26 protein-coding genes are annotated in these 24,749 nt (G+C 48.9%); 10 read left to right on the top strand and 16 right to left on the bottom strand.

Annotation, left to right across the window (positions count from 1 at the left end):
* Positions 1-65 precede the first annotated feature (65 nt).
* From tdh to QMA35_RS08230, 6 genes are all read right to left on the bottom strand, one after another.
* Positions 66-1,094 carry an L-threonine 3-dehydrogenase gene (gene tdh / locus QMA35_RS08255; protein WP_281646678.1) on the bottom strand — a complete coding sequence of 343 codons (1,029 nt, stop codon included), beginning with the start codon at positions 1,092-1,094 and terminating at the stop codon, positions 66-68.
* A 128-nt stretch (positions 1,095-1,222) separates the two neighbouring features.
* Positions 1,223-2,419, bottom strand: a complete 1,197-nt coding sequence (locus QMA35_RS08250) for a glycine C-acetyltransferase (protein WP_281646666.1) — start codon at positions 2,417-2,419, stop codon at positions 1,223-1,225.
* A gap of 402 nt (positions 2,420-2,821) precedes the next feature.
* Positions 2,822-4,435, bottom strand: coding sequence for a sulfate adenylyltransferase subunit CysN (gene cysN, locus QMA35_RS08245; protein WP_281646665.1), 1,614 nt, complete (start codon positions 4,433-4,435; stop codon positions 2,822-2,824).
* Complete coding sequence (cysD, locus tag QMA35_RS08240; protein ID WP_281646664.1) at positions 4,435-5,346, bottom strand: sulfate adenylyltransferase subunit CysD; 912 nt, start codon at positions 5,344-5,346, stop codon at positions 4,435-4,437. The genes cysN and cysD overlap by 1 nt, the downstream gene beginning before the upstream one ends.
* Before the next feature lie 150 nt (positions 5,347-5,496).
* Entirely contained in the window at positions 5,497-5,685 is a 189-nt protein-coding gene (locus tag QMA35_RS08235) for a hypothetical protein (protein WP_281646663.1), read from the bottom strand.
* 249 nt (positions 5,686-5,934) lie between these two features.
* Complete coding sequence (locus QMA35_RS08230) at positions 5,935-6,690, bottom strand: Nif3-like dinuclear metal center hexameric protein (RefSeq protein ID WP_281646662.1); 756 nt, start codon at positions 6,688-6,690, stop codon at positions 5,935-5,937.
* A 184-nt stretch (positions 6,691-6,874) separates the two neighbouring features.
* Between QMA35_RS08230 and QMA35_RS08225 the strand changes: the two genes are divergently transcribed.
* Complete coding sequence (locus tag QMA35_RS08225) at positions 6,875-8,020, top strand: trypsin-like peptidase domain-containing protein (protein WP_281646661.1); 1,146 nt, start codon at positions 6,875-6,877, stop codon at positions 8,018-8,020.
* A 45-nt stretch (positions 8,021-8,065) separates the two neighbouring features.
* Here the strand turns inward: QMA35_RS08225 and hisD are convergent, their stop codons facing one another.
* The 10 genes from hisD to QMA35_RS08175 form a co-directional block, all read right to left on the bottom strand.
* Positions 8,066-9,379, bottom strand: coding sequence for a histidinol dehydrogenase (gene hisD / locus QMA35_RS08220; protein ID WP_281646660.1), 1,314 nt, complete (start codon positions 9,377-9,379; stop codon positions 8,066-8,068).
* Positions 9,380-9,442: 63 nt separating this feature from the next.
* Complete coding sequence (hisG, locus tag QMA35_RS08215; protein ID WP_348650937.1) at positions 9,443-10,087, bottom strand: ATP phosphoribosyltransferase; 645 nt, start codon at positions 10,085-10,087, stop codon at positions 9,443-9,445.
* Positions 10,088-10,168: 81 nt separating this feature from the next.
* Positions 10,169-11,428, bottom strand: a complete 1,260-nt coding sequence (murA, locus tag QMA35_RS08210; protein WP_281646659.1) for a UDP-N-acetylglucosamine 1-carboxyvinyltransferase — start codon at positions 11,426-11,428, stop codon at positions 10,169-10,171.
* A gap of 143 nt (positions 11,429-11,571) precedes the next feature.
* On the bottom strand, positions 11,572-11,814 hold the full coding sequence (locus tag QMA35_RS08205; protein ID WP_281646658.1) for a BolA family protein: 243 nt from the start codon (positions 11,812-11,814) through the stop codon (positions 11,572-11,574).
* Between the two features lie 94 nt (positions 11,815-11,908).
* Positions 11,909-12,217, bottom strand: a complete 309-nt coding sequence (locus QMA35_RS08200; protein ID WP_281646657.1) for an STAS domain-containing protein — start codon at positions 12,215-12,217, stop codon at positions 11,909-11,911.
* Positions 12,214-12,954: an ABC transporter substrate-binding protein gene (locus tag QMA35_RS08195; protein WP_281646656.1), complete on the bottom strand. Its 741-nt coding sequence runs from the start codon at positions 12,952-12,954 to the stop codon at positions 12,214-12,216. The genes QMA35_RS08200 and QMA35_RS08195 overlap by 4 nt, the downstream gene beginning before the upstream one ends.
* Positions 12,941-13,426: an outer membrane lipid asymmetry maintenance protein MlaD gene (gene mlaD, locus QMA35_RS08190; protein ID WP_281646655.1), complete on the bottom strand. Its 486-nt coding sequence runs from the start codon at positions 13,424-13,426 to the stop codon at positions 12,941-12,943. Before mlaD ends, QMA35_RS08195 begins: the two co-directional genes overlap by 14 nt.
* Before the next feature lies 1 nt (position 13,427).
* Positions 13,428-14,213, bottom strand: coding sequence for a lipid asymmetry maintenance ABC transporter permease subunit MlaE (gene mlaE / locus QMA35_RS08185; RefSeq protein ID WP_281646676.1), 786 nt, complete (start codon positions 14,211-14,213; stop codon positions 13,428-13,430).
* 5 nt (positions 14,214-14,218) lie between these two features.
* Entirely contained in the window at positions 14,219-15,031 is an 813-nt protein-coding gene (locus QMA35_RS08180; protein WP_281646654.1) for an ATP-binding cassette domain-containing protein, read from the bottom strand.
* A 171-nt stretch (positions 15,032-15,202) separates the two neighbouring features.
* On the bottom strand, positions 15,203-16,960 hold the full coding sequence (locus QMA35_RS08175) for a hypothetical protein (protein WP_281646653.1): 1,758 nt from the start codon (positions 16,958-16,960) through the stop codon (positions 15,203-15,205).
* 156 nt (positions 16,961-17,116) lie between these two features.
* Between QMA35_RS08175 and QMA35_RS08170 the strand changes: the two genes are divergently transcribed.
* The 9 genes from QMA35_RS08170 to rapZ all read left to right on the top strand — a co-directional run bounded on the left by QMA35_RS08170 (position 17,117) and on the right by rapZ (position 24,748).
* The gene (locus QMA35_RS08170) at positions 17,117-18,085 is read left to right on the top strand and encodes a calcium/sodium antiporter (protein ID WP_281646652.1); all 969 of its coding nucleotides are present in this window, start codon (positions 17,117-17,119) and stop codon (positions 18,083-18,085) included.
* A gap of 79 nt (positions 18,086-18,164) precedes the next feature.
* A complete protein-coding gene (locus QMA35_RS08165; protein ID WP_281646651.1) occupies positions 18,165-19,139 on the top strand; it encodes a KpsF/GutQ family sugar-phosphate isomerase in 975 nt (324 codons plus the stop codon).
* An 82-nt stretch (positions 19,140-19,221) separates the two neighbouring features.
* Positions 19,222-19,809, top strand: coding sequence for an LPS export ABC transporter periplasmic protein LptC (lptC, locus tag QMA35_RS08160; protein WP_281646650.1), 588 nt, complete (start codon positions 19,222-19,224; stop codon positions 19,807-19,809).
* The gene (gene lptA, locus QMA35_RS08155; protein ID WP_281646649.1) at positions 19,796-20,323 is read left to right on the top strand and encodes a lipopolysaccharide transport periplasmic protein LptA; all 528 of its coding nucleotides are present in this window, start codon (positions 19,796-19,798) and stop codon (positions 20,321-20,323) included. Before lptC ends, lptA begins: the two co-directional genes overlap by 14 nt.
* A gap of 23 nt (positions 20,324-20,346) precedes the next feature.
* Entirely contained in the window at positions 20,347-21,072 is a 726-nt protein-coding gene (lptB, locus tag QMA35_RS08150) for an LPS export ABC transporter ATP-binding protein (protein WP_281646648.1), read from the top strand.
* Positions 21,073-21,259: 187 nt separating this feature from the next.
* On the top strand, positions 21,260-22,744 hold the full coding sequence (locus QMA35_RS08145; protein ID WP_281646647.1) for an RNA polymerase factor sigma-54: 1,485 nt from the start codon (positions 21,260-21,262) through the stop codon (positions 22,742-22,744).
* Between the two features lie 185 nt (positions 22,745-22,929).
* A complete protein-coding gene (gene raiA / locus QMA35_RS08140) occupies positions 22,930-23,235 on the top strand; it encodes a ribosome-associated translation inhibitor RaiA (RefSeq protein WP_281646646.1) in 306 nt (101 codons plus the stop codon).
* 18 nt (positions 23,236-23,253) lie between these two features.
* Positions 23,254-23,712 (top strand): PTS IIA-like nitrogen regulatory protein PtsN, encoded by a 459-nt coding sequence (ptsN, locus tag QMA35_RS08135; protein ID WP_281646645.1) that lies wholly within the window; start codon positions 23,254-23,256, stop codon positions 23,710-23,712.
* Positions 23,713-23,839: 127 nt separating this feature from the next.
* Positions 23,840-24,748, top strand: a complete 909-nt coding sequence (rapZ, locus tag QMA35_RS08130; protein WP_281646644.1) for an RNase adapter RapZ — start codon at positions 23,840-23,842, stop codon at positions 24,746-24,748.
* The last annotated feature ends 1 nt before the right edge of the window (position 24,749 follow it).

Below are 24,749 nucleotides of genomic sequence, written 5' to 3'. Positions count from 1 at the left end.
GACTAATACAAAAGGAAGCGAAAATACCGCTCCCTCAGGGTTGAACAGATTCAGGCTCGGAACCGTTACTCAGTCCAATCCAGAACAATCTTACCGGACTTACCGCTGGCCATAATTTCGAAGGCTTCTTCGAACCGGGATACAGGGAAGCGGTGAGTAATGATTGGATCCAGATCCAGGCCGGACTGCAGCATACTGCCCATCTTGTACCAAGTCTCGAACATTTCACGACCGTAGATACCCTTCAGTGTCAACATCTTGAAGATCACCTGATTCCAGTCGATCACGGTGTCAGCCGCAGGAATACCCAGCAGAGATACCTTACCGCCGTTGTTCATCAATTCCAGCATCTGCTCAAACGCACGACCATTGCCGGACATTTCCAGACCAACGTCAAAACCTTCGGTCATGCCGAGGCCTTCCATTACGTCTTCCAGCTTCTCCTCTGCTACATTCACGGCACGAGTCACGCCCATTTCGCGAGCCAGAGACAAGCGATATTCGTTAACGTCGGTGATAACAACGTGACGGGCACCCGCGTGCTTGGCTACAGCCGCACCCATGATGCCGATTGGGCCAGCGCCGGTTACCAGCACATCTTCGCCAACCATGTCGAACTGCAGGGCCGTGTGAACAGCGTTGCCATATGGATCGAAGATAGAAGCCATGTCATCGGAGATGTCATCTGGCAGAGGGAATACGTTAGCGGCAGGAATGCACAGGTATTCTGCGAAGCAGCCAGGACGGTTGACGCCAACGCCCTGAGTGTTGCGGCACAGGTGACGACGGCCAGCTCGGCAGTTACGGCAATGACCGCATACCAGGTGACCTTCACCGGAAACACGATCACCAATCTTGAAGCCAGCGACTTCCTGACCGATTTCTACAACTTCTCCGGCAAATTCATGACCTACGGTCATGCCCAGCGGGATAGTTTTCTGAGACCATTCATCCCAGTTGTAGATATGGATATCAGTACCGCAGATAGCCGTTTTGTGAATCTTGATCAGAACATCATTATGGCCGGGAGTCGGAATTTCCTTCTCGTCCATCCAGATGCCTTTTTCGGCATGCAGCTTGGCCAGAGTTTTCATTGTTGCCATGGGGACGTACTCTAATTTCCAGAAAGCGGAAGCTGCCCTCTCCCCATAGAAAGCGGAGCCTGAGGCAGCTTAAATCCATTTCAGTGTGTATCTATCGATCTTAGACCAGCCAATTAGACTCAGGCGATAACCTTGAGTTCACGGCCGATCTTGGCGAAAGCGGCTACCGCACGGTCAATCTGCTCTTTAGTATGAGCGGCAGACATCTGTGTACGGATACGGGCTTTACCGTTTGGAACAACCGGGAAGCTGAAGGCGATAACGTAAATGCCTTCTTTCAGCATACGGTCAGCAAATTCTTTGGCCATAGCCGCATCACCCAGCATAACTGGAATAATTGGGTGATCTTTGCCAGCAAGAGTGAAGCCATGCTCTTCCATTTCTGCACGGAAGTAAGCTGCGTTATCACGCAGGCGAGCACGCAGATCGTCGCCAGCAGCCAGAAGGTCCAGAACCTTCAGGGTTGCGGAGGCGATGGTAGGGCACAATGTATTGGAGAAAAGGTAAGGACGGGAACGATTACGCAACCAGGAAATCACTTCTTTTTTACCAGCAGTGTAACCACCGGATGCACCGCCCATGGCCTTGCCCAGAGTGCCGGTGATGATATCTACACGGCTCATCACTTCACAGTATTCATGAGTACCACGGCCTTTGTCGCCCACAAAGCCAACAGCGTGGGAGTCATCAACCATTACCAGCGCATTGTATTTGTCAGCCAGATCACAGATGCCTTTCAGGTTGGCAATAATGCCATCCATGGAGAATACGCCATCAGTGGCAATCATCTTGTGGCGGCAGCCTGCTTCATCTGCGGCTTTCAATTGCTCTTCCAGAGAGGCCATATCGTTGTTGGCGTAACGGAACCGCTTGGCCTTACACAGACGCACACCATCGATGATGGAGGCGTGGTTCAAGGAGTCACTGATAATGGCATCTTCAGCACTCAGTACTGTTTCAAACAGGCCTGCGTTGGCGTCGAAGCAGGAAGAGTAAAGAATGGTGTCTTCCATACCCAGAAACTCAGACATACGAGCTTCCAGCTCTTTGTGAACATCCTGAGTACCACAGATAAAGCGTACAGACGCCATACCATAGCCATACTTATCCAGAGCCTTCTGACCAGCTTCAATCAGCTCTGGCGCATTGGCCAAACCCAGATAGTTATTGGCACAGAAGTTAATAACCTGTTCACCACCCGTAACAGTAATGTCGGAAGACTGCTGGGAGGTAATAACACGCTCGTCCTTGTACAGGCCTTGCTGCTTGAGCTCTTCCAGTTGCGCGGAGAGCTGATCGTAAAATGCAGATTTCATCTTGGCTCCGAAAAGGGTCCAGGGTAGATGATTGAACAAGTACTTCTATAGAACATAGAAGTGTAAGGAAACATTACAAACTCTTGGCATAGTACGATTTTCTGCAGTACGCGGCGATAGCATATTCAACTATCAAGACATAACAGCCACATGCCCTGTGGAATCACAAACATGCCGATCAGGTTCAATCGAAAGTGCGCACACTGCCACAGAACAGGTAGTCAATTCCTGTCCATTTTTGTGTTCTTTAGAAGATTAGAAAAATAGTTCGAAAGGAGAAGTTTTTACAAGATTTTTTGCTAACGCATACGCATTAATACAGCGAGTAGAGAAAGAAAAAGCAATTTATCCAAAAGATAAATATTATTCGCCCGGGAACAGATTTGATCCCGGGCAAATGACTTATAACGATACAATCTGAGAGATTTTATCCAGCAAATCAGTGTCCTGAGCATTCAACAGCACAGCACCATCTGAAAACGCGTTATCTGTTAATACAACAACTCCCTGAGCCAGAAGAATGCTTTCCAGTTCAGGAGCCTCTGACTCACAAATTGCCGGGAACAGGCCCTTATTAAACAGCCCTCTTTCCAGTGCAACCAACTGTTCAGCGGAAGCTCCAGATATCTGGATAACGTTAGCCTTTTGCCCAAGACGAGCCGCCCTTTCATCGGCAGAAACCTTACCCTGAGAACCAGAGTCGGCTCGCCCACTGATCATACCCGCACCAACAGTAGCATTGGTTAAGCGATCAATAATGATAAAAGCTCCGGTAGCCCGGTTATTGCGATATTCATCAAAAGCTACAGGCTTGGTCAGCGTCAGGTGACAATGGCCAATCTCATTCAGAGCCAGCTGTTGTGTGGACTGTTGTTCAAGAGTATTCACATCAACCCGATGGTGAATACCACTCACCTGCCCAGCTGAAGTAAATGCACCGACTTTAAAATCATACTGGCGACCCGACTGCAGAGGCTGCTCTGCCATCCATACAACCATGGCATCGAGTTCACTGCTACTCTCTGGCTGGCGCTCAGGCTTAACCAGCATATCGCCACGGCTGATATCAATTTCATCTTCCAGAGTCAGAGTCACAGCCTGGCCGGCAAAAGCCTGCTCAAGATTGCCATCAAAGGTGACTATCTCTGCAACCCGGCTGGTTTTTCCGGAAGGCAATGCTTTGAGTTCATCGCCAACATTCACCACACCAGAGGCAATTGTCCCGGCAAAGCCACGAAAATCAAGATTAGGGCGATTGACATACTGAACTGGCAGGCGGAAATCATCCAGGTTGCGGTCACTGGAAACTTCAACGGTTTCCAGAATCTGCATCAAAGTCTTGCCTTCATACCAGGGCATATTTTCACTGGCATTCACAACGTTGTCGCCATCAAGCGCAGACATTGGCACAAAGCGAATATCGCCCATTGCCCCATCCACAGTCAGAGGTTCGGCAAAATCAAGGTAATCGTTGCGAATCTTTTCAAAGGTATCCTGACTGTAATCCACCAGATCCATTTTGTTCACAGCCACAACAATATGCTTAATACCCAGCAGACTGGCTATGAATGAGTGACGGCGAGTCTGGGTTTGTACCCCATAACGGGCATCAATCAAAATAACGGCAAGATCACAGGTGGAAGCACCGGTTGCCATATTTCGGGTGTACTGTTCATGGCCCGGGGTGTCGGCAATAATGAACTTACGCTTTTCTGTGGAGAAGTAACGATAAGCCACATCAATGGTAATACCCTGCTCACGCTCGGCCTGCAGACCATCCACCAGCAAGGCCAGGTCAATCTTATCGCCCTGAGTGCCAACTTTCTTACTGTCGTTTTCAATGGCTGCCAGCTGATCTTCAAAGATCATTTTGCTGTCATGCAACAGACGCCCAATCAGTGTGCTCTTACCATCATCAACACTGCCACAAGTCAGAAAACGCAACAGCTCTTTGTTTTCGTGCTGCTTAAGGTAGGCAATGATATCTGACTCGATCAAATCGGAATGATGACTCATCAGAAATAACCCTCCTGCTTCTTCTTCTCCATGGAACCGGAGGAGTCGTGGTCAATAGCTCGCCCCTGACGCTCAGATGTTGTAGTCAGCAGCATTTCCTGAATAATTTCAGGCAAAGTATCTGCTTCAGATTCCACGGCACCGGTAAGCGGGTAGCAACCCAGAGTACGGAAGCGTACCGACTTCATCTCCGGCAATTCCCCCTCTTCCAATGGCATACGATCATCATCCACCATAATCAGCATGCCGTCGCGTTCGACGACAGGACGCTTTTCGGCCAGATAAAGGGGAACAATTTCGATATTTTCCATCCAGATATACTGCCAGATATCCAGCTCAGTCCAGTTGGATAGCGGGAACACTCGAATGCTTTCGCCCTTTTCGTGATTGCCGTTGTACACATTCCATAACTCTGGGCGCTGATTCTTTGGATCCCAGCGATGGTTATTGTCACGGAAGGAGTAAACCCGCTCTTTGGCGCGAGATTTCTCTTCATCTCGACGGGCTCCACCAAAGGCAGCATCAAAGCCGTATTTATCCAAAGCCTGACGCAGAGCCTGGGTCTTCATAATATCGGTATGCTTGGAACTGCCATGGGTAAACGGGCCGACGCCCATATCCAGGCCTTCCTGATTCTTGTGAACCAGGAGATCGAGATCGTAGTCTTTGGCCATACGATCCCGAAATTCAATCATCTCCCGAAACTTCCAGTCGGTGTCTACATGCAGTAGTGGGAATGGAATTCGTCCAGGAAAAAAGGCTTTGCGAGCCAGATGCAGCATCACCGCAGAGTCTTTACCGATGGAATAAAGCATCACCGGATTATCAAACTCTGCCGCGACTTCGCGAATAATATGTATGCTTTCGGCTTCGAGTTGCCGAAGGTGGTTCAGGTTATAATCCGCACTCATGGGGCAGCCCCGTTGTTGTCATTCTGACCCGCCATTTCATCTGTTGTTATTGGCGGGAGGCACACTATATCAATAATTCTAAAGAATATGAGCGAGGATATTTAGAATTGTTTGTACTATCCATATGACAACACTTCAGAGGCAAACGCCTCAGGAAATCAACCTGCAACATAATTTCGCGTTAATTCGCATTAATAGGATGAACTTTGAGCTTTCTTTTTCATTTTTGCTTTCAAGGGTTGTCTGAACAGCTTCACGCATTGCTTGACTATTACCTCCTCTTTCCCATGCTTCACTCTTCACGTTCCAATGACGATTCGCAAATGCCTTAACATCCATAGGATCGACTCCAGCATCGGGGTTCGTCCAGCCAGCTGTCGCCCTGGAATAGAGTCAGACTCTCCTAACCCTATACATTAGAAATAGCGCTCTGTAGACGCATACTCATGACCATCAACATGAATGAATACAGAATACGTTTAATATCTCTCCAGGGAAATTCTACGTAAGCCCCCAGAGAGATATTCCCGGGTCGTGTTCAATATTGAGTCAGAGGAGCTATCCAAAACGTTGGTTTTGATTTCCCGGTTAGACTGGATTCCCAATATCAAAAAACTGATGTTCAATTCCGTGATTAACGGCCAGCCACGCCCCAAAAGCCTGAACACCTCCCCGCTCAGTGGCATGGTGTCCAGCTGAAATATAGTGAACACCTTCTTCTCTAGCTGCGTGCACGGTTGATTCTGAAATCTCACCACTGATGTAAGCGTCAACTCCAGCTTCAATGGCTTTACCAATCAAGCTTTGTGCTCCACCGGTACACCATGCCACCGTTTTAACCGTATGATCACCACCACTTATCAGTAAAGGCTTCCGACCGAGAGCCTTCTCAATAGCTGCGCCAAAATCCTCAAGAGACACCGTGTCGGCCACTTCTCCAATATTTCCAATGGGGCGAGATTCAGAGGGATCCATAGGTCCGGTTTCTTCAATCCCCAACAGCTTTGCCAGAGTGGCATTATTTCCCATAGTGGGATGCCCATCCAAGGGAAGGTGGTAACCGAGCAAACTGATATCGTGAGTCAGAAGTTTTTGCAGACGGCGCTTTTTCATTCCTGTCACCTGGGCTTGCTCGTTCTTCCAGAAATAGCCGTGATGCACCAATATGGCATCAGCTTTCCACGCTATAGCTTGATCAATAAGCGCCTCACAGGCTGTTACACCTGTTGCCAGCCGCAAAACATTCTCCCGGCCTTCTACCTGCAAACCGTTTGGACAGTAATCCTTAAACATCCAGGGTTGCAGTTCAGTATCAAGAACACTCACCAATTCCTGTAACTTCATAACAACAATTCCTGTAACTTCATAACAAATTTAACCTTTCTCTAATCATGCCGGAGTTTGCATATACCACCGAACAATGCATACCTTTATACTAACTGGTACTGGCATTCTATGTGCATCTGTTTTGATGCGGTAGAAAGGCAGATTCGAGCACAATCTCAAACAGGATGGCTGGATAACTTTAATGAACCGGTTTTCACAAACACTTAGCTGGTTTGGATGGCCTGCACTCTGTGGTCTTCTTGTTGCTCTGATTATTCTTCAGCAATACCCTTCTCTCACTGGAGAAGTTGAACAGGCCAAACCTCAACCAGTTGTTGAGCAACCACCACTCCAAACATTTGTCCCCTCCTTTAATTCCGCCGTGGTTAAGGCTGCCCCCTCAGTTGTCAGCATTTTCACTCAACGCACCTTGCGGCGTCCGGGAAATCGGGACAACAACCTGTTATCCGAACCTTTCAGCAAAAGCCGAATTCCCCGAAGACAGCAGGTTCAGTCCAGTCTTGGCTCAGGAGTTATTGTTAGCCCGGCCGGATATGTACTCACCAACAATCACGTAATTAAAGGTGCAGACGATATTATTGTTGCCCTGCCAGACTTCCGGGAAACCCGAGCCAAGGTTATCGGTTTTGATCCGGAAACCGATCTGGCGGTTCTTAAAATTGAAATGGAGAACCTCCCCAGTGCCGATTGGGCAGATTCAAAGTCAGTAAAAATTGGTGATGTTGTTCTCGCCATTGGTAATCCATTTGGATTGGGGCAAACAGTCAGTCAGGGAATCATCAGCGCAACCCGCCGCGACCTGCGACTCAGCACTTATGAAGGCTTCCTGCAAACCGATGCCGCAATTAATATTGGTAACTCCGGTGGTGCACTCATTAATGCCAAAGGCGAATTGGTAGGCATTTCTACCGCACTGATTTCCAGTGACGGCGGTAGTGAAGGCTTGGGCTTTGCCATTCCATCGAATCTTGCCAAGTTTGTGATGACATCCATTATCGATAGAGGCAGGGTTGTACGGGGTTGGTTGGGAATTGAATCTACCGCTCTCAGCACAGAACTTGCTGAAGCCTTTAATCTGCCACTGGGTAGCGGCATATTAATTTCTGGAGTTTATGAGAATGGTCCAGCCAAATCTGCTGGCCTTCAGCGAGGTGATATCATTCTCCGTATTAATGAGCTTGTAACCTACGATGCCCGAAAGGTAATGAACAGTGTTGCCAAGCTTAAACCCGGCTCGAAAGTCACAATTATAGTTTTGCGTGATGGCAAGGAAATACCGTTTGTCACAGAAGTTGGCGAACGCCCGGAAGATCCAACCCGCGGATAAATAAAACCTGAAAGATGAGAGCCAGAATACTGGCTCTCATCTTATTCACTTCTTGATACGGTATTCAGCCGATCGGGCATGCGCAGTCAACCCTTCTCCGCGAGCCAGAACAGAAGCCACCTTTCCAGCCTCTGAAGCCCCCTGCGCCGAGAAGTTAATCAGTGATGTTCGCTTCTGAAAGTCATAAACACCCAGCGGTGATGAGTAACGAGCGGTGCCAGACGTTGGCAACACATGGTTTGGCCCGGCACAGTAATCTCCCAAGGCCTCTGCAGTGTAACGCCCCATAAAGATAGCGCCCGCATGTCGAATGTCAGACAGAACGGCCTCAGGGTTTTCTATCGACAATTCCAGATGCTCCGGAGCAATTCGATTACACACCTCTGCGGCTTTACTTAAGTCTGGCACATGAATCATGGCACCACGGTCATTCAATGAAGCCTGGATAATAGTTTTACGTTCCATCGTGGGCAAAAGCTTATTTATACTGGCCTGTACTGCATCAAGAAACTCAGCATCAGGGCTTATCAGAATGGCCTGAGCATCTTCATCATGCTCTGCCTGAGAAAACAGATCCATTGCGATCCAGTCCGGATCTGTTTTGCCGTCACTGATTACCAGAATTTCTGATGGGCCGGCAATCATATCAATACCAACCTGACCAAAGACCATCCGCTTAGCTGTTGCTACATAAATATTACCCGGCCCAACAATCTTATCCACAGCGGGAACAGTTTCCGTACCATAAGCCAGAGCAGCAATAGCCTGAGCTCCTCCAATGGTAAACACTCGATCAACACCACCTAGCGCTGCAGCGGCAAGAACCAGTTCACTGATTGCGCCGCCAGGGGTTGGAACAACCATGACTACTTCATCAACACCTGCCACGCTGGCAGGAATCGCATTCATCAGTACAGAAGAGGGATAAGCGGCCTGCCCACCGGGAACATACAGCCCTACCCGGTCAAGTGGCGTGACCCGTTGACCAAGTCTGGTGCCATCAGCTTCGGTAAAGCTCCAGCCATCCTGAACCTGCTTTTCGTGGTAATCACGAATGCGTTTTGCAGCAGTTTCCAGTGCGGTACGTTGTTCCGTTGGCAGGTTTTCAAGGGCACTGAGCAGTTGCTGTTTATCAAGAGTAAGGTCAGCAAGGGTTTTAGCTGCCAGATTGTCAAAGCGATTGGAGAATTCTAATAAAGCATCATCACCACGACTTTTCACCTGCTCAACAATATCAGTAACAACCTGCTGAACACTTGTATCTGATACAGATTCCCAGGCCAGAAGATGATCAAGGTGTTCGGCAAATGTTTTATCGCCGTAAACCAGCCTGCGGGGCTGAACCGCAACTTCGCTCATAGGGTGCCTCTGACAGCGTCAATGAATTTATATTTATAAAAACAGATTCAGAAATGGTCGCGCTTAACCAGCCACTTCCACTGCAGCTTTCATGTGATTGATTATCTCGCTGATAGTTTCATGCTTCACTTTCATAGCAGCACGGTTCACCACCAACCGTGAGCTGATATCAGCGATATGTTCTCTCGGTTCTAACCCATTGGCTTTCAGGGTATTTCCGGTATCAACGATATCCACAATCTGATCTGCCAGATCAATTAACGGTGCCAGCTCCATGGAACCATAGAGTTTAATAATATCAACTTGTTTGCCTTGGCTGGCATAGAAACGTTTAGCGACATTCACAAACTTGGTTGCGACTCGAATGCGTCGACCAGGTTCTTCCTGATAATCAACTGCAGTAGCCGTCATTAGACGACATTTTGATATTTGAAGATCCAGAGGCTCGTACAACTCTGGCGAGTTGTGCTCCATCAACACGTCTTTTCCGGCAACGCCCAGATCTGCTGCTCCATGCTCAACGTAAGTCGGTACATCACTGGCCCGAACAATCAGCAGACGGACATTCTCATGGTTAGTAGGAATAATAAGCTTGCGGGTTTTTGCTACATCTTCTGTCGGTGTTATGCCCGCTTTTTCCAGTAATGGACGGGTTTCCTGCAGAATACGGCCTTTAGAAAGGGCGATAGTCAGAGGTGTTGATATCATTATTTTGTGACCACTCAAATTCTTTCAATACAGCCCTGCTGCTGAAATGCTCCCCGCATTCCAACAGCAAAACCAAAGCTATCAGCGAGGGATTCGACGAATCGTAGCACCCAACTGTTGCAGCTTCTCTTCAATACATTCATAGCCTCGATCAATGTGGTAGATACGGTCGACAACAGTCTCACCTTCCGCCACAAGACCTGCAATGACCAGACTGGCAGATGCGCGCAGGTCGGTAGCCATAACCGGAGCAGACTTCAGATTATCGACGCCTTTAACAATCGCAGTGTTGCCTTCCACATCGATATCTGCACCCATTCGTTTCATTTCCAGAACATGCATGAAGCGGTTTTCGAAAATGGTTTCGGTAATGGTACCAGTACCCTCAGCTACAGCATTCAAGGCGGTAAACTGCGCCTGAACGTCGGTAGCCATGCCTGGGTAAGGGGCAGTTTTAAGGCTGACAGCTTTTGGCTGACGACCTTCCATATCCAGTTCAATCCAATCGTCACCGGCTTCAACCTTGGCACCCGCTTCGCGAAGTTTCACCAGAACCGGATCAAGAATGGTTGGGTCGGTATCCTTTACTCGAACACGGCCACGAGTAGCTGCCGCAGCAATCAGGTAGGTGCTGGTTTCGATACGATCAGGAAGTACTGAGTAAACACAACCATGAAGGCTTTCTTTACCCTGGATACGAATCGTATCGGTGCCGTGACCTTCAATCTCAGCACCCATGCGAATAAGGCACTCAGCCAGATCAACCACTTCCGGTTCACGGGCGGCATTCTCAATAATGGTTTCGCCTTCGGCCAGAGTCGCGGCCATCAGCAAGTTCTCAGTACCGGTTACAGTCACGGTATCGAGGAAAATGTGTGCACCTTTCAGGCGCGTTGCTTTCGCTTTAATGTAACCGTCTTCAACAGAAACCTCGGCTCCCATGGCTTCAAGACCACGAATATGCAGGTCGACAGGTCGACTGCCAATTCCACAACCACCAGGCAGAGCAACTTCTGCGTAACCGTTACGGGCTACCAGCGGTCCCAGAACCAGAATGGAAGCACGCATTGTTTTAACCAAATCGTAAGGTGCGGTCAGATGCTTGATAGTGCTGGCATGAACTTCAACATTCATCTTTTCATCAATCATTAACTCCACGCCCATGCAGCCAAACAGCTCAATCATGGTGGTAATATCGTGGAGGTGAGGCAGGTTACAAACCGTCACTGGTTCATCAGCCAGCAGAGTTGCCGCAAGAATAGGCAGCGCAGAGTTCTTGGCACCGGAGATGCGAATTTCTCCATCCAGACGGTTGCCACCAGTAATTATCAGTTTATCCATCGAATACCCGCAGGCTAAAACAGAAAGATGCAGAGTCCGGAAGCATTCCTCCATGAATCTGCATCATTCTTAAATACAATTGTTAACTGGCACTTAGAGCTTTTCGCCCAAACAGCGCCGTCCAAACCGCATTCCGGATGGTATTACCCTTGTCGGGCAGCCCACTCCTCAGGAGTAAAGGTTTGCATGGTTACAGCGTGAATAGTGCCTGCAGCAATCATCTCGTTGAGATGTGTATAGACCATCTGCTGGCGTTTGACCGGCAGGCAACCGGCAAAAACTTCAGAAACTACGGTCAGGGTGAAGTCGCAGCCTTCCCCTTCAACCAAAATCTGAGCACCATCTATTTTCGCTTCAAGCAGCTCTTTTACTTCACTGGCATGCATAGGACTCTTCCCGGAACCGGAACGCAAAGAGGCCTATGATAGGGAAGTGCGGGGCAGGACACCAGTGTAAGAAGGGCTCTGATGCACTGAATTGTCAGACAGGCTCTGCCAAAGGCAGCAGCGTATCGACACCACACACCCGAGCAAGAGCCATAAGATCTTCGGGAAATTGATAGTAGGACAGGTCCTTTCCGTCATTACGGGAGCGCCTTACCCAGGATAAAAGCATGGCCAAAGCGGCGCTGTCGGCATGGTTCACACCAGACAAATCAACAAGCAAATCTTTGCCGTCATGATCTGCAAGTGCCGCCCAGCCTCTGTCTACTAAACCTGGTACCGACTCTTTATTAATTTCACCAATCAAGGAAAAGCGCCCAGGAGAGACGACGGACAACTCACTCATGACTTGTCTTTTCCCTTCTCACGCAGTTCTTTTTCCTGACTCTTCTCAGTCTGCTGCATCAGCTCTGGCCACTTCTCAATAGCCACCTCAACCTTTTTATAGCGATTCATGGCTTCGCCAAACTGGTTGCGGAACTGAATACCAATATTGATACCTTCAACAATGATATTGCGAACTTTCCACTCCCCTCCCTCTTTCATCATGGAGTAAGATATAGAGTACTCTGCATCTTTCGCCTTGATTTTCAGGCTCACGGGAACAGAACGACTTTTTCCACTGTCATACTCTTTCAGGATTTCCGGAGAAACAGGATCGACTTTACCCAGTGATAGCTGGCTGGAATCAAACGTCAGCACCGCCTTGCTATAAAAATGGATCAGGCTACTGCGAAACACACCAGTAAATTCTTTTATCTGAGCGTCTGAGGCTCGATGCGCATATTTACCCATGACCCCACGAGCCATTTCATCGAAGGCAATAACAGGATCAATAACCTGCTCAACATCCCTGTAAAACTGATCCGGTTTTTTCTCGTAAGTATTACGGTTATCCTGAAGCAGTTTGATTACTCTGGCCGTTGCATTGCCAGAGACTTTATCAGGAGTTTCAGCAGCATTGGCGACAGAAACGCCAAAAGGCAGACACCAGATCAGGAATGTAAAAAATACACCTGAAAAACTGCTCTTGTTGAAGCCGACCATACCCATATTCCTTTCCAGCAAATCAGAAACTGTCATTACTTTCTTCATCGTCCTTACCGACAGAGCCGAGCAAGAACTTACCAATCAGGTCTTCCAGGACAATAGCTGATTGGGTGTCATCGATGGTTTCCCCATCCTTAAAAAAGTCCCGGGAACCACCAATACTGATCCCGATAAATTTCTCACCCAGAAGTCCTGCAGTAAGAATAGCGGCCGAACTGTCCACAGGGATATTATCGACATTGGTCTCAATATCCATAATCACACGGGCCATATAGGTTTTTTTATCAAGCTCGATATCGACAACCCGACCAATCGTTACACCACCCATGGCAACTTTTGCCCGCTTGGTAAGGGAACCCACATTGTCAAACTCTGCATAAAGCCGATAGGTAGTATTGTCAGCATTAACAGACAGGCCACTCACCCTCAGGGCAAGTAAAACCAAGGCAAACAAACCGGCCAAAAGAAAGGCGCCAACGCTGATTTCAACGGTTCGCATCCGCATTTCAGAGATCTCCAAACATCACGGCTGTGAGGATAAAGTCCAGCCCCAGCACAGCCAGGGAGGCGTAGACAACTGTCCGGGTTGTTGCCCGGCTGATACCTTCAGATGTCGGCACAGCATCATATCCCTGGAACACCGCAATCCAGGTCACTACAAAACCAAACATCACACTTTTAATCAGGCCATCAACCACATCATTCCAGAAGTCGACAGATTGCTGCATATTGCCCCAGAAAGATCCTTCATAAATCCCCAACCAGTCAACGCCGACCATGGAGCCGCCGAAGATACCGACCATTGAGAAGATACAGGCCAGCAGAGGCATACTGATAAAGCCAGCCCAAAAACGGGGGGCAATAATACGCTTGAGTGGATCAACACCAATCATTTCCAGACTGGATAACTGTTCAGTGGCTTTCATCAAGCCAATCTCTGCAGTCAGTGCTGAACCGGCTCGCCCGGCAAACAACAGAGCTGTTACTACCGGCCCGAGCTCACGAACAAGACTCAGAGCAACCATCTGACCAACAGATTGTTCAGTGCCGTACCGCACAAGAATGTTATAACCCTGAAGCCCCAGCACCATGCCAATGAACACGCCGGATACGGTAATAATGATCAACGAAAGGACACCCACGGCATAAATCTGCTTCACAACCAGTGAAGGCATGGATCCATGACTGCTGCTGCGACCAAACAAAGCCATACCCAGCATTATCGTTGCCCGCCCCATGGCTTGAAGGACTTCAAGCCCGCTGCGCCCTAGAGTAGCGACATGATCCAGCAAACGGCTCATGGACGTTCCCCCAGAAGTTCCTTAGCATAATCATCTGCAGGATAATGAAAGGGAACCGGGCCATCCGGTATACCATTCATAAACTGTCGCACCTTTGGATCTTCTGAAGACTGCAGTTCGTCTGGCGTACCACCAGCAATCACATGGCCATCGGCAAGCAGATAGAGATAGTCGGCAATACTGGCCGTTTCACTCAGGTCATGAGACACAATCACGCTGGTCAGATTTAAGGCATTATTCAGCTTTCGAAGAAGGTTCACCAAAACGCCCATGGCAATAGGATCCTGACCGACAAAAGGTTCGTCGTACATAATAAAATCAGGGTCAAGAGAAATAGCTCGTGCCAATGCAACACGCCGTGACATACCACCGGACAATTCAGCAGGCATTAGCTGACTGGCACCACGAAGCCCAACAGCCTGCAACTTCATCAGTACAATGTCGTGAATCATCTGTTCAGAAAGACGAGTATGAACCCGAAGCGGAAAGGCCACATTCTCAAAAACGGTAATATCAGTAAACAGGGCTCCACTCTGGAACAGCATGCCCATTCGGGAGCGAACACGAAACAACTCGTCGCGTCCCATTGTTGAAACACAGCGCCCATCTACAAAAATCTTTCCTGCGTCAGGTCTAAGCTGAGCACCAATAAGACGCAGCAAAGTCGTTTTACCCGTCCCGCTGGGCCCCATTATTCCGGTGACCTTGCCACGGGGTATATCCATATCAATATTATCGAAAATCACTCGGTCGCCACGCATAAACGTGAGTCCCCGGATCTCGATAAAGCTTTCATTTTCTTGATTCATCAGCAACAGGTTTCCACTGCAGAGGCCAGACTATAGCCAACTGCCGTATCCGCTTACCTTTAAATACGACAAATAGAATTGATTATCCGTAAAAACAAAGTGTACCATTCACTACAGCACATTAGCACTCCATCTCTCAACACAAATTGAAAGACACATATAGGACTTCACCTATCCACCCTGCGGCCTCGCCCCCATCATGACCTTAATAAGATCCTTCTTGCTGCCGGCAAAACCGTTGGCTGACATATGCTCATATCCCTCCTGAAACATTTTTCCATCCTTCAGTGCCTCCGCCATCAACTGCAAGGTTGAAGGCATTGCGCCATCAAGAAGAGCGTCCGGTTTCACATCAGGGTCAAACTCTGCAATAAGCTGCCTGCCGAATGTTGAAAACTGCGCCTGCTTATCCAGCTCACCCCTGAGGCTGTTCATATCCTCCTCATTCAGATCAGCCGCTTTCAGCCTTTTACCAATTACGTCGACAAGAACTTTTAGCTCTTTCATCCCGGTCGCAAGACGTGGCAAACCACCCTCAAAGATTTGCTCCGATGCCCGCGACCAAAACACTTTTCCTGTTTTCTGGGTATAGGGTTGCACCCGTTCCACCACCTCAAGGTGCAGAGACTCGTCATCTTTCAGCAACTGCCCCAGAGAGTCTCTCAGTGTAACAAGTCCTTCTTTTAACTGACTATTCACTTCTCTCAAATCTGCAGTTTGTTTTTGTTCTAACTCCAGATCATCTTTGTAGGCAATCAACTCGTTTTCTTTACTCTTAAGCTTTTTCTCAAAGTTAGCAATATCAGCATCCCGGCGACGGATGTCTTCCTCTTTTTTTACCAACAGCTCATCTCGGCTGGCAATAACATCGTCAAACTGCCCTTTAACCTTTTTTGCTTCACTCTCCAGTTCCTGAATACGCCCCTCCCTGATATCCAAAAGATCCTCCAGCGGCTCTGTTTTTGGCCTTGATGGAATAAAACCATCCCCTCTAAACAGCGTGTCATCGTATTCTTCTTTGGGTTCAGGTTGTTTATTCGGTTCAGGTTGTTTATTCGGCTCAGGTTGTTTATTCGGCTCACCTATCCCACTGTCTACGGAGTAATGACTCAACGAGCTGAGTACACTGGAATTACTGAGTTGACTGTGAAGCGCACGCGTCCCTTCCAATACATTGCCACTATCAGACTCACCCTCCAAACTATCTCTAACCGGAGTATCACCTCGCTTCCCCACAGATAAATTTGCATTAACCTCGCCCTGTAAAAGCCGGACACCTGTCAAGGTGTCAGCAATGAAGCTCCCACCGTTCTCGCTATTAACACTCTCTGCCCGCCTAAAACGAAAAAGCGCATAAACTCTATCCGTTTCCGAATCGACAGATTCACTTTCGAGAGAAGAAAAACGCGTTTCATCGAGAGCTGCCTGCGCTTCCCTAAGCTCTCCATTAAGGTCTGCAATTTCTTTTTCCTGCCGCCTTATCTGCCCAATGGCCGATTCCAGCTCAATCTCAATATCATCTTCCAGGTGGCCGGGAGACGAGCCATCAACCTCGGACTTTTTCGCCCACCATTCCCACCCCTTATTAAGGAGATAAAAGCCACTACCACCAACTGCGGTTCCCACCACTACGGCAGGCCCAAGAAAAGCTGTTGCCGCAGCACCTACAGCTGTACCGAGTACCGCTACTCCAGCAACCTTGCCTGCTGTCTTCAGCCGGGAGGAAACATTATGCTCCTGTTCAACCTTATAATGCTGAAGATCTTTTTTATTAACTTTGCTTGCAGCGTCCAGTTCCATACGCAGAGAAACAGGAACCGGTTTAACGCCCGACTCTTTTTCTGACTGATGGCCCGATAATTTTGAAAACCCATGAACATCCTGCCCGGCATAGCCAGACGTTCCCGAACCCGCTCCGGATTTATCCATAGATAATAAACCCCTGCATCCTTGCAATTATGTATTCAGAATAGTCAGCAATTTCATTGCGTGGTGAACAGTTAAGCTGGATGGAATCCTGCGCCAAAATCCGTAGAATGGTCAGATTCCCTAATTTACCCTCCTAAAACAAACGGTCCCGGATACATGCTACTAGCCACAGGAGCCCTGATTCTCGGTTTCATCGCCTTGATGTGGAGCGCTGATCATTTTGTAAATGGTGCCGCCGCCACTGCCAGAAATCTGGGTATGTCACCTATGCTGATAGGCCTGACCATTATCTCCATAGGCACATCCGCCCCTGAAATTCTGGTTTCACTAATGGCTGCCACATCCGGTCATGGAGACCTGGCGATCGGCAATGCACTGGGCTCCAACATCGCTAACATAGCTCTAGTTCTTGGGATCACGCTTCTGGTTGCACCAATTCCGGTTAACGACCGCTTGATGAAAAAAGAGCTGCCCCTTCTGGCAATGATCACCATAACCTCCGGGTTCATGATGTATGACAATTACATCGGCTTTTTTGAAGGTGTGGTCATGGTGTGCGCACTGATCATCACTCTTCTGATTTTCAACCACTGGCAGAAACAACCCGATGTCGGCGAGACCACCTCTGTGGGACAAGAGAGTGATGAAGACATTCCGGACATACCTCAAGGGAAGGCATTTTTTGTTTTGGTAACAGGTCTGGCAGTACTTCTGGCCAGTTCCAGAATGTTGGTGTGGGCAGCCACAGAAATAGCTCTAGAGCTAGGCATGAGCGAATTAACCATTGGCTTGACAGTCGTCGCCATCGGCACCAGCCTTCCGGAGCTCGCCGCTTGTATCGCCAGCGCCCTGAAAAAGCACCACGATATGGCGATTGGCAACATCATTGGCTCCAATATATTCAACCTGCTGGCCGTAATGGCCGTGCCCGGGCTGGTTTCCCCCATGGCCATTGACCCCTCGGCTTTCGCCCGGGATTATCCGATCATGACCGGACTAACATTGCTTCTGGTGGCTCTCACCCTGATTGGCAAGCGCCCAAAAGTCATAGGGCGAATATCTGGAACTCTACTTCTGGCCTGCTATATAGCCTATAGTCTCCTGATTCTGACCACCGGAAGTTGATAGCAGCCAGGCAGTTGTTTCGTTACAATCCCATCAATCGTTTTTTGGATGTATAAACGCTTCTCTTATGGCAACACCGATGAAGAGTGCTGAAGACTTTATTGCCTCCGGGCGGCGCACAGTGGATATAGAGCGCCGGGCTGTAGAGGCACTGCAGGATCGCATTAACCAGACCTTCGCCAAAGCCTGTGAATTATTGCTGGCCTGCCGTGGCCGGGTTGTCGTTACAGGAATGGGAAAGTCCGGTCATATTGGCAATAAAATAGCTGCAACGCTTGCCAGTACCGGCACCCCCTCTTTCTTTGTGCACCCTGGCGAAGCCCAGCACGGTGACATGGGCATGATTACAGCCGATGATGTTGTCATTGCTCTTTCCAACTCTGGCAACAGCTCCGAGGTTGTCACCCTTATTCCTCTGTTCAAGCGTCTCGGCATCCCCATGATTGCTATGACCGGTAACCCAAAGTCTGCACTGGCCACCAGCGCTGATGTTCACCTGAATACCGGTGTTGACCAAGAAGCCTGCCCACTGGACCTGGCTCCGACATCCAGTACCACCTCAACACTGGTGATGGGTGATGCGCTGGCCATCGCCCTTCTGGAAGCTCGTGGTTTTACTGCAGAAGACTTTGCCTTCTCCCACCCAGGGGGCAGCCTTGGCCGTCGCCTGCTACTGAAAGTCAGCGATATCATGCATACCGGTAGCCGTCTTCCTGTTGTGGAAGAAGGTACCGATCTGCGCAATGCCCTTTTGGAAGTGACCGGCAAAGGTATGGGTATGACCGCCATTACCGATGGTCAACGTCGCCTGCGGGGAATATTTACTGACGGAGATCTCCGCCGGACACTGGATAATGGCATCGATCCACGCTCTACCAGAGTGGAAGAGGTGATGACGGAAAACTGCGTCACTATCACTTCCGACATCCTGGCAGCAGAAGCCCTGAAAGTTATGGAAGATCATAAGATCAGCGGTTTGATCTGCGTTGATGATGAAAAACATCCGGTTGGTGCAATTAATATGCATGACCTACTCAAAGCAGGTGTTGTCTGACAGGTAATATGAAAGCACCGTTTACAACAACTGCACTCCAACAGCCTTCCGCAACCCCGAACCAGATACAGTGGGAGGCCTGATGTCTCTGCGTCAGTTATTATTTATCGCTCTTGCTCTGGGCTTTACCGGCCTTGTTGGATACTGGTCCTACACCGCTGACAACCCCCATGCCATGGTGAAAAGCCAAGCTGCAGCAGAAAACAAGGCGCCTGACTTCTTTGTTCGCAATGCCCGCATCAAAGAGTTCGGCCCGGCTGGCGAATTGGAATCGACTCTGGTTTCCGATGAAATTAGTCACTACCCCCATAACGATATAACCCTGCTCACTCAACCAGATATGTGGAGTTACAACGGTGATCCTGAAAAAACAGGTAAACAGCCGTGGCACACGACTTCCGACAATGGTCGCATACTCCCCGATGGAGAGACTGTTGAGCTGTTTGACAATGTAGTAATGATCCAGCCTGACGCCCAAGGAAACCCTGAGCAGCGTATAGACACGGATTTTATGACCGTTTACTCTGGACAAGATTTCGCAGAGACCGATTTACCTGTTCGCTTAACAAGTCCAACCAGTGTCGTTAACGCTGTAGGAATGCGCACTTTTTATAAACGGGACTTTATTCAGCTTAAATCCAGGGTAAGAAGCATACATGAAAGCCGCTAAACTCCCTTTTTATCTAGCTCTGGCTGCAGTGATGGCCACCACACCATCCTGGGCTCTGAACAGTGACAGAGAGAAGCCCATCCACATTACCTCTGATAATGCGGATATTGACGACGCAAAAGGCATTGCCATCTATCGCGGCGATGTTGTAATGACCCAGGGCTCCACCAAACTGACCGGCGACATTATCACCATCTACTCCCAGAATCGTGAGATTAAACGAGTGGTGTCTGAAGGTGATAAAGACCTGGCCTACTACGAAGAAGAGCAGGAAGGTGACAAAGGCTTACTAAAGGCCTGGGGTATAACCATCGACTACAACATGGGCACTGACAAGATCAAACTCATCGAAAAAGCTCGCCTGATTCAAAAGGGTGATACATTTATCGGTGACCAGATTAATTACGACCAACTCAAACAGCTTGTTAACGCTACTGGCGGAACAACCAAGAAATCAGGTGGCCGGGTGCAGATGGTAATCCAACCCAATCAAGCTCCCGGTTCATCCAAGTAGACGCAGAGAAAGACACAGGCCACATGGCACAACTGCAAGCAAAACACCTGAAGAAAAGTTACAGCGGTCGGCAGGTCGTTCGTGATGTTTCTGTTTCTATAGAAAGTGGCCAGATCGTCGGCCTACTTGGCCCTAACGGAGCCGGAAAAACCACATGTTTCTATATAATTGTTGGTCTGGTTCATGCTGAAGGCGGCCAGATTTCCATTGACGACCAAAATCTGACTGCATTACCCATGCACGGCAGAGCCCGTGCTGGTATTGGCTATCTGCCCCAGGAAGCATCAATTTTCCGGAAGCTGACTGTGGCCGATAACATCATGGCCATTTTGGAAACCAGAAAAGGGTTGAGTAAAGCCCAACGTCTGGAAAAGATGGAAGAACTGCTGAATGAGTTCAATATTCAGCACATTCGTGACAGCCTCGGTATGAGTCTGTCTGGCGGTGAACGACGTCGGGTTGAGATTGCCCGCGCTCTGGCCATTGAACCTTCATTCATATTACTTGATGAACCCTTTGCCGGTGTAGATCCTATTTCCGTAACAGATATTAAAGAAATAGTCACACACCTGAAGAACAGAGGTATTGGCGTACTCATTACAGATCACAATGTTCGGGAAACGCTGGACATCTGCGAGCATGCATACATTGTCAGCGAAGGTCAGATCATCGCGTCAGGTAACAGTGACACAGTTCTGGCCAACCAGAAAGTGCGCGACGTCTACCTTGGAGAACACTTCCGGATTTAACGCCTGCAGGGCTGTTCCTTCATTGGATATAGCCCTTCGTATTTCACAAGCTGCGCTTCACGTTAGAGCATACGTCAGTGTAATATAGTGGTTTATACGGAAGCGTTATCGAGCATTAAGCCAACAGGCAGGGATGTTGAAAATAATTTTGCAGGACTGTGCAGTAAAGGCTGGATAATACGATCCCATGAAGCCAACTCTTGAACTTAAAATTGGTCAGCAGCTGACGATGACACCCCAGCTGCAACAGGCCATTCGCTTGCTGCAACTTTCTACACTGGATCTCCAGCAGGAGATTCAGCAGGCATTGGAAAGCAACCCAATGCTAGAGCAAGAGGAACTCCAACCTGTTGACCCAGAAGCGCAGGACGCCATTTCTGATGCTGGCCTGACCGATCTGAACGCATCCGCCAAGGCCGAAAGAACTGACGAGACCAAAGAAACCCAGGAAGACTGGACAGAATCCATCCCCTCAGACCTGCCGGTAGATAGCGGCTGGGATGATGTTTACCAGGCTGCACCTTCCAGCTCTGGCAACCAGCCAAACGGCCCAACTGACGATTTCACAGCCCGCACCAGTTCCAGCGAAACTCTACAGGATCATCTTGAGTGGCAACTGAATCTGGCTCCAATGTCCGACACTGATCGTATGATTGCCATGGCAATTATTGAGGGCATTGATGACAACGGTTATCTCACCGTGTCACTGGAAGATATTCTGGAAAATCAGGACCCTGAACGGGAGGTTGAAATGGACGAGGTTGAGATGGTTCTCAACCGCATACAACATTTTGAGCCCGTTGGTGTTGGTTGCCGGGATTTACGCGAATGCCTGCTGATTCAACTTCGCCAGCTTCCGGAAGCCACAGACGATGTTATCAATGCTCACCGCATTGTTGATCGTTACATTGACCTTCTTGGTACTCGTGATTATGCGACATTGATGCGCCGTACACGCCTGAAAGAATCCCAGATCAAAGATGCGCTGACTATTATCCAGAGCCTCAACCCTCACCCTGGCGCTGAACTTCAGGAATCAGAAGCAGAGTATGTGATTCCGGATGTTCTGGTTCGTAAGCGCAAAGGTCGTTGGGTTGTTGATCTGAATCCTGACACAGCTCCACATTTACGCATTAACGATGGTTATGCGTCCTTGATCCGGCGTGCTGATTCCAGTGATGACAATACTTACCTGAAAAATCACCTTCAGGAAGCACGCTGGTTCATCAAGAGCCTGCAGAGTCGTAACGAAACACTTCTGAAAGTGGCAACCCGCATTGTTGAATACCAGCGTGGCTTTCTGGATTACGGCGAGGAGGCCATGAAGCCTCTGGTTCTTCACGATATCGCCGAAGCAGTTGATATGCACGAATCAACAATATCCCGGGTCACCACCCAGAAGTTCATGCATACCCCTCGCGGAATTTTTGAGCTGAAATACTTTTTCTCCAGCCACGTTAGCACCACATCCGGTGGAGAGTGCTCTTCCACGGCGATCAGGGCTCTTATCAAAAAACTGGTTGCTCAGGAAAGTCCGAAAAAACCTCTCAGCGACAGCAAAATCGCTACGCTTCTGGGCGAGCAGGGAATCAAGGTCGCCAGACGAACCATCGCCAAGTACCGGGAAGCTCTAATGATTCCCCCATCTAATGAGCGAAAGCGTCTGGTATAGCTACCATTTTGTAGAAAACACGCTACCACAGCGTCAGATCAGCCCTAAGCGTGCCTTGGCTCATAAGAAATGAATTCCAGATACGCAAAATCCGAGACGAGGCACAGGACTGGTGATAGAATCTAAAGTGTCGGCCCGGTATGGAATTGCCGGGGCTGCTCAACCTGACATCAGGAGAGTAACGCATGCAAGTTAAGATCAGTGGTCATCAGTTCGACGTAACAGAAGCTCTGAACGAGTACGTTTCAAAAAAACTTAACAAGCTAGCCAGCCATTACGATGGAATAACAAGTGTTCAGGTTACCCTGAGTATTGAGAAGCAAAGGCAATGCGCCGAAGCCACTCTGCACGTTCGAAGCGCTGATATCGCTGCCTCAGCCGAGCATGAAGATATGTATGCTGCTATTGACCTGTTGACTGATAAACTTGACCGTCAACTTTTGAAGTACAAGGAAAAGAATATTGATCGCCTTCAGGGGGCTTCTCACTGATCCCCGGTCCCAAATCCAATGAGTCTACGGAATATTCTTGCTCCCGGTCACGCCTTATATGGCGTGCAGGGAGCCAGCAAAAAGCGCACTCTGGAATACATCGCCAACATCATCAGCCAAAGACAACCCGGTCTTGACGCCAAAGAGCTGTTCAACCAACTTGTTACCCGGGAAAAGTTCGGCAGTACAGGTCTTGGTAATGGCTTTGCATTACCCCATTGCCGGGTAGCAAACTGCGAAGAACCCCAGGCTGTATTCCTCAGGCTCGCTAAACCAATTGATTTCGATGCTATCGACAAAAAACCTGTCGACCTTGTTTTTGCGCTGGTTGTTCCAGAGCATGAAACAGAGAGGCATCTGGATTTCCTGCGGCAAATAGCTGAGCAGTTCAGTAACGATTCGCTCTGTGAACAACTGAGGGAAGCAGACAGCAGCGAAACCCTCTATCGTTTGCTTACAGCGAAAGTTACAGCGTGACTTTCATTTATTTATAAATTAATAGGGTCTGCAATCGCAGGCCCTGTTTTTTTTGCCTGCTTTTTTTCCTATGCTTGACCAAGGATCCAAATTCATAAAGATCCATCGGCGGGGGATACGGTGACATATGCCAAAGACCATTAGGCTCGTAATTATCAGCGGGCGATCAGGTTCGGGAAAAAGTTCCGCTCTTGCAGCTCTCGAAGATCAGGGTTTCTACTGCGTAGATAATCTGCCTGCCAGTCTACTGATCAGCCTTGTTAAACGTTTTAGAAATAAACCTGCTGGCGCGGGCAATGCACTGGCGGTCAGCATTGATGCCCGTAACACTCCCAGAGAACTTGCAGAGTTCCCCATGATTCATCAGCAGCTTCGGGAACAGGAAAACCTGACCGGCGATATTATTTATCTGGACGCAGATCATGAAACATTACTGAAACGATTCAGTGCAACCCGTCGTCGTCACCCGCTCAGCGATGGAGAGTCCTCACTAGACGAAGCGATAAGAAAAGAAGCCGAGGTTCTGGGATTTATTGCCGATGCGGCTGACATGCGCGTCGATACCAGCCGTCTCTCCCTGCACGATCTGCGCAGCGTTATTCGCCAGCGTGTAGCAGGAAAAGAACGCCATGAACTTTCCTTACAGTTTCAGTCATTCGGTTTTAAAAAGGGCGTGCCCATAGATGCAGATTTTGTTTTCGATGTGCGCTGCCTCCCCAACCCTTACTGGCGTGAAGAGCTGAGGGGAATGACCGGGCAGCAACAACCCGTACAAGACTTCTTGTCAGCGCATGAATCTGTCACACGCATGCGGGATGATATTTTTCAGTTCGTCCATAACTGGCTGCCAGCATTTGAATCAGGTAACAGAAGCTATTTGACCATTGGTATAGGCTGCACCGGCGGTCAGCACCGTTCTGTCTATATTAGCGAGCTGCTGGCCAAAGCTTTTGAAGGCATAATGGCATCAGTGCAGGTACGACACCGGGAACTGGAACGGAAACCAGAACCTCAATTAGCAGGACAAGGGCAATAAC

Source organism: Parendozoicomonas sp. Alg238-R29 (assembly GCF_947331445.1).
Classification (GTDB): domain Bacteria; phylum Pseudomonadota; class Gammaproteobacteria; order Pseudomonadales; family Endozoicomonadaceae; genus Sansalvadorimonas.
The sequence above is the reverse complement of the archived record's forward strand: the minus strand, read 5'-3'. Positions and strand labels throughout refer to the sequence as shown.

What these genes read in the sequence shown, in the direction of transcription:
- tdh (WP_281646678.1), bottom strand. Translation starts at nt 1,094, where the DNA reads ATGAAAACTCTGGCCAAGCTGCATGCCGAAAAAGGCATCTGGATGGAC.
- QMA35_RS08250 (WP_281646666.1), bottom strand. Translation starts at nt 2,419, where the DNA reads ATGAAATCTGCATTTTACGATCAGCTCTCCGCGCAACTGGAAGAGCTC.
- cysN (WP_281646665.1), bottom strand. Translation starts at nt 4,435, where the DNA reads ATGAGTCATCATTCCGATTTGATCGAGTCAGATATCATTGCCTACCTT.
- cysD (WP_281646664.1), bottom strand. Translation starts at nt 5,346, where the DNA reads ATGAGTGCGGATTATAACCTGAACCACCTTCGGCAACTCGAAGCCGAA.
- QMA35_RS08235 (WP_281646663.1), bottom strand. Translation starts at nt 5,685, where the DNA reads ATGGATGTTAAGGCATTTGCGAATCGTCATTGGAACGTGAAGAGTGAA.
- QMA35_RS08230 (WP_281646662.1), bottom strand. Translation starts at nt 6,690, where the DNA reads ATGAAGTTACAGGAATTGGTGAGTGTTCTTGATACTGAACTGCAACCC.
- QMA35_RS08225 (WP_281646661.1), top strand. Translation starts at nt 6,875, where the DNA reads ATGAACCGGTTTTCACAAACACTTAGCTGGTTTGGATGGCCTGCACTC.
- hisD (WP_281646660.1), bottom strand. Translation starts at nt 9,379, where the DNA reads ATGAGCGAAGTTGCGGTTCAGCCCCGCAGGCTGGTTTACGGCGATAAA.
- hisG (WP_348650937.1), bottom strand. Translation starts at nt 10,087, where the DNA reads ATGATATCAACACCTCTGACTATCGCCCTTTCTAAAGGCCGTATTCTG.
- murA (WP_281646659.1), bottom strand. Translation starts at nt 11,428, where the DNA reads ATGGATAAACTGATAATTACTGGTGGCAACCGTCTGGATGGAGAAATT.
- QMA35_RS08205 (WP_281646658.1), bottom strand. Translation starts at nt 11,814, where the DNA reads ATGCATGCCAGTGAAGTAAAAGAGCTGCTTGAAGCGAAAATAGATGGT.
- QMA35_RS08200 (WP_281646657.1), bottom strand. Translation starts at nt 12,217, where the DNA reads ATGAGTGAGTTGTCCGTCGTCTCTCCTGGGCGCTTTTCCTTGATTGGT.
- QMA35_RS08195 (WP_281646656.1), bottom strand. Translation starts at nt 12,954, where the DNA reads ATGACAGTTTCTGATTTGCTGGAAAGGAATATGGGTATGGTCGGCTTC.
- mlaD (WP_281646655.1), bottom strand. Translation starts at nt 13,426, where the DNA reads ATGCGGATGCGAACCGTTGAAATCAGCGTTGGCGCCTTTCTTTTGGCC.
- QMA35_RS08180 (WP_281646654.1), bottom strand. Translation starts at nt 15,031, where the DNA reads ATGAATCAAGAAAATGAAAGCTTTATCGAGATCCGGGGACTCACGTTT.
- QMA35_RS08175 (WP_281646653.1), bottom strand. Translation starts at nt 16,960, where the DNA reads ATGGATAAATCCGGAGCGGGTTCGGGAACGTCTGGCTATGCCGGGCAG.
- QMA35_RS08170 (WP_281646652.1), top strand. Translation starts at nt 17,117, where the DNA reads ATGCTACTAGCCACAGGAGCCCTGATTCTCGGTTTCATCGCCTTGATG.
- QMA35_RS08165 (WP_281646651.1), top strand. Translation starts at nt 18,165, where the DNA reads ATGAAGAGTGCTGAAGACTTTATTGCCTCCGGGCGGCGCACAGTGGAT.
- lptC (WP_281646650.1), top strand. Translation starts at nt 19,222, where the DNA reads ATGTCTCTGCGTCAGTTATTATTTATCGCTCTTGCTCTGGGCTTTACC.
- lptA (WP_281646649.1), top strand. Translation starts at nt 19,796, where the DNA reads ATGAAAGCCGCTAAACTCCCTTTTTATCTAGCTCTGGCTGCAGTGATG.
- lptB (WP_281646648.1), top strand. Translation starts at nt 20,347, where the DNA reads ATGGCACAACTGCAAGCAAAACACCTGAAGAAAAGTTACAGCGGTCGG.
- QMA35_RS08145 (WP_281646647.1), top strand. Translation starts at nt 21,260, where the DNA reads ATGAAGCCAACTCTTGAACTTAAAATTGGTCAGCAGCTGACGATGACA.
- raiA (WP_281646646.1), top strand. Translation starts at nt 22,930, where the DNA reads ATGCAAGTTAAGATCAGTGGTCATCAGTTCGACGTAACAGAAGCTCTG.
- ptsN (WP_281646645.1), top strand. Translation starts at nt 23,254, where the DNA reads ATGAGTCTACGGAATATTCTTGCTCCCGGTCACGCCTTATATGGCGTG.
- rapZ (WP_281646644.1), top strand. Translation starts at nt 23,840, where the DNA reads ATGCCAAAGACCATTAGGCTCGTAATTATCAGCGGGCGATCAGGTTCG.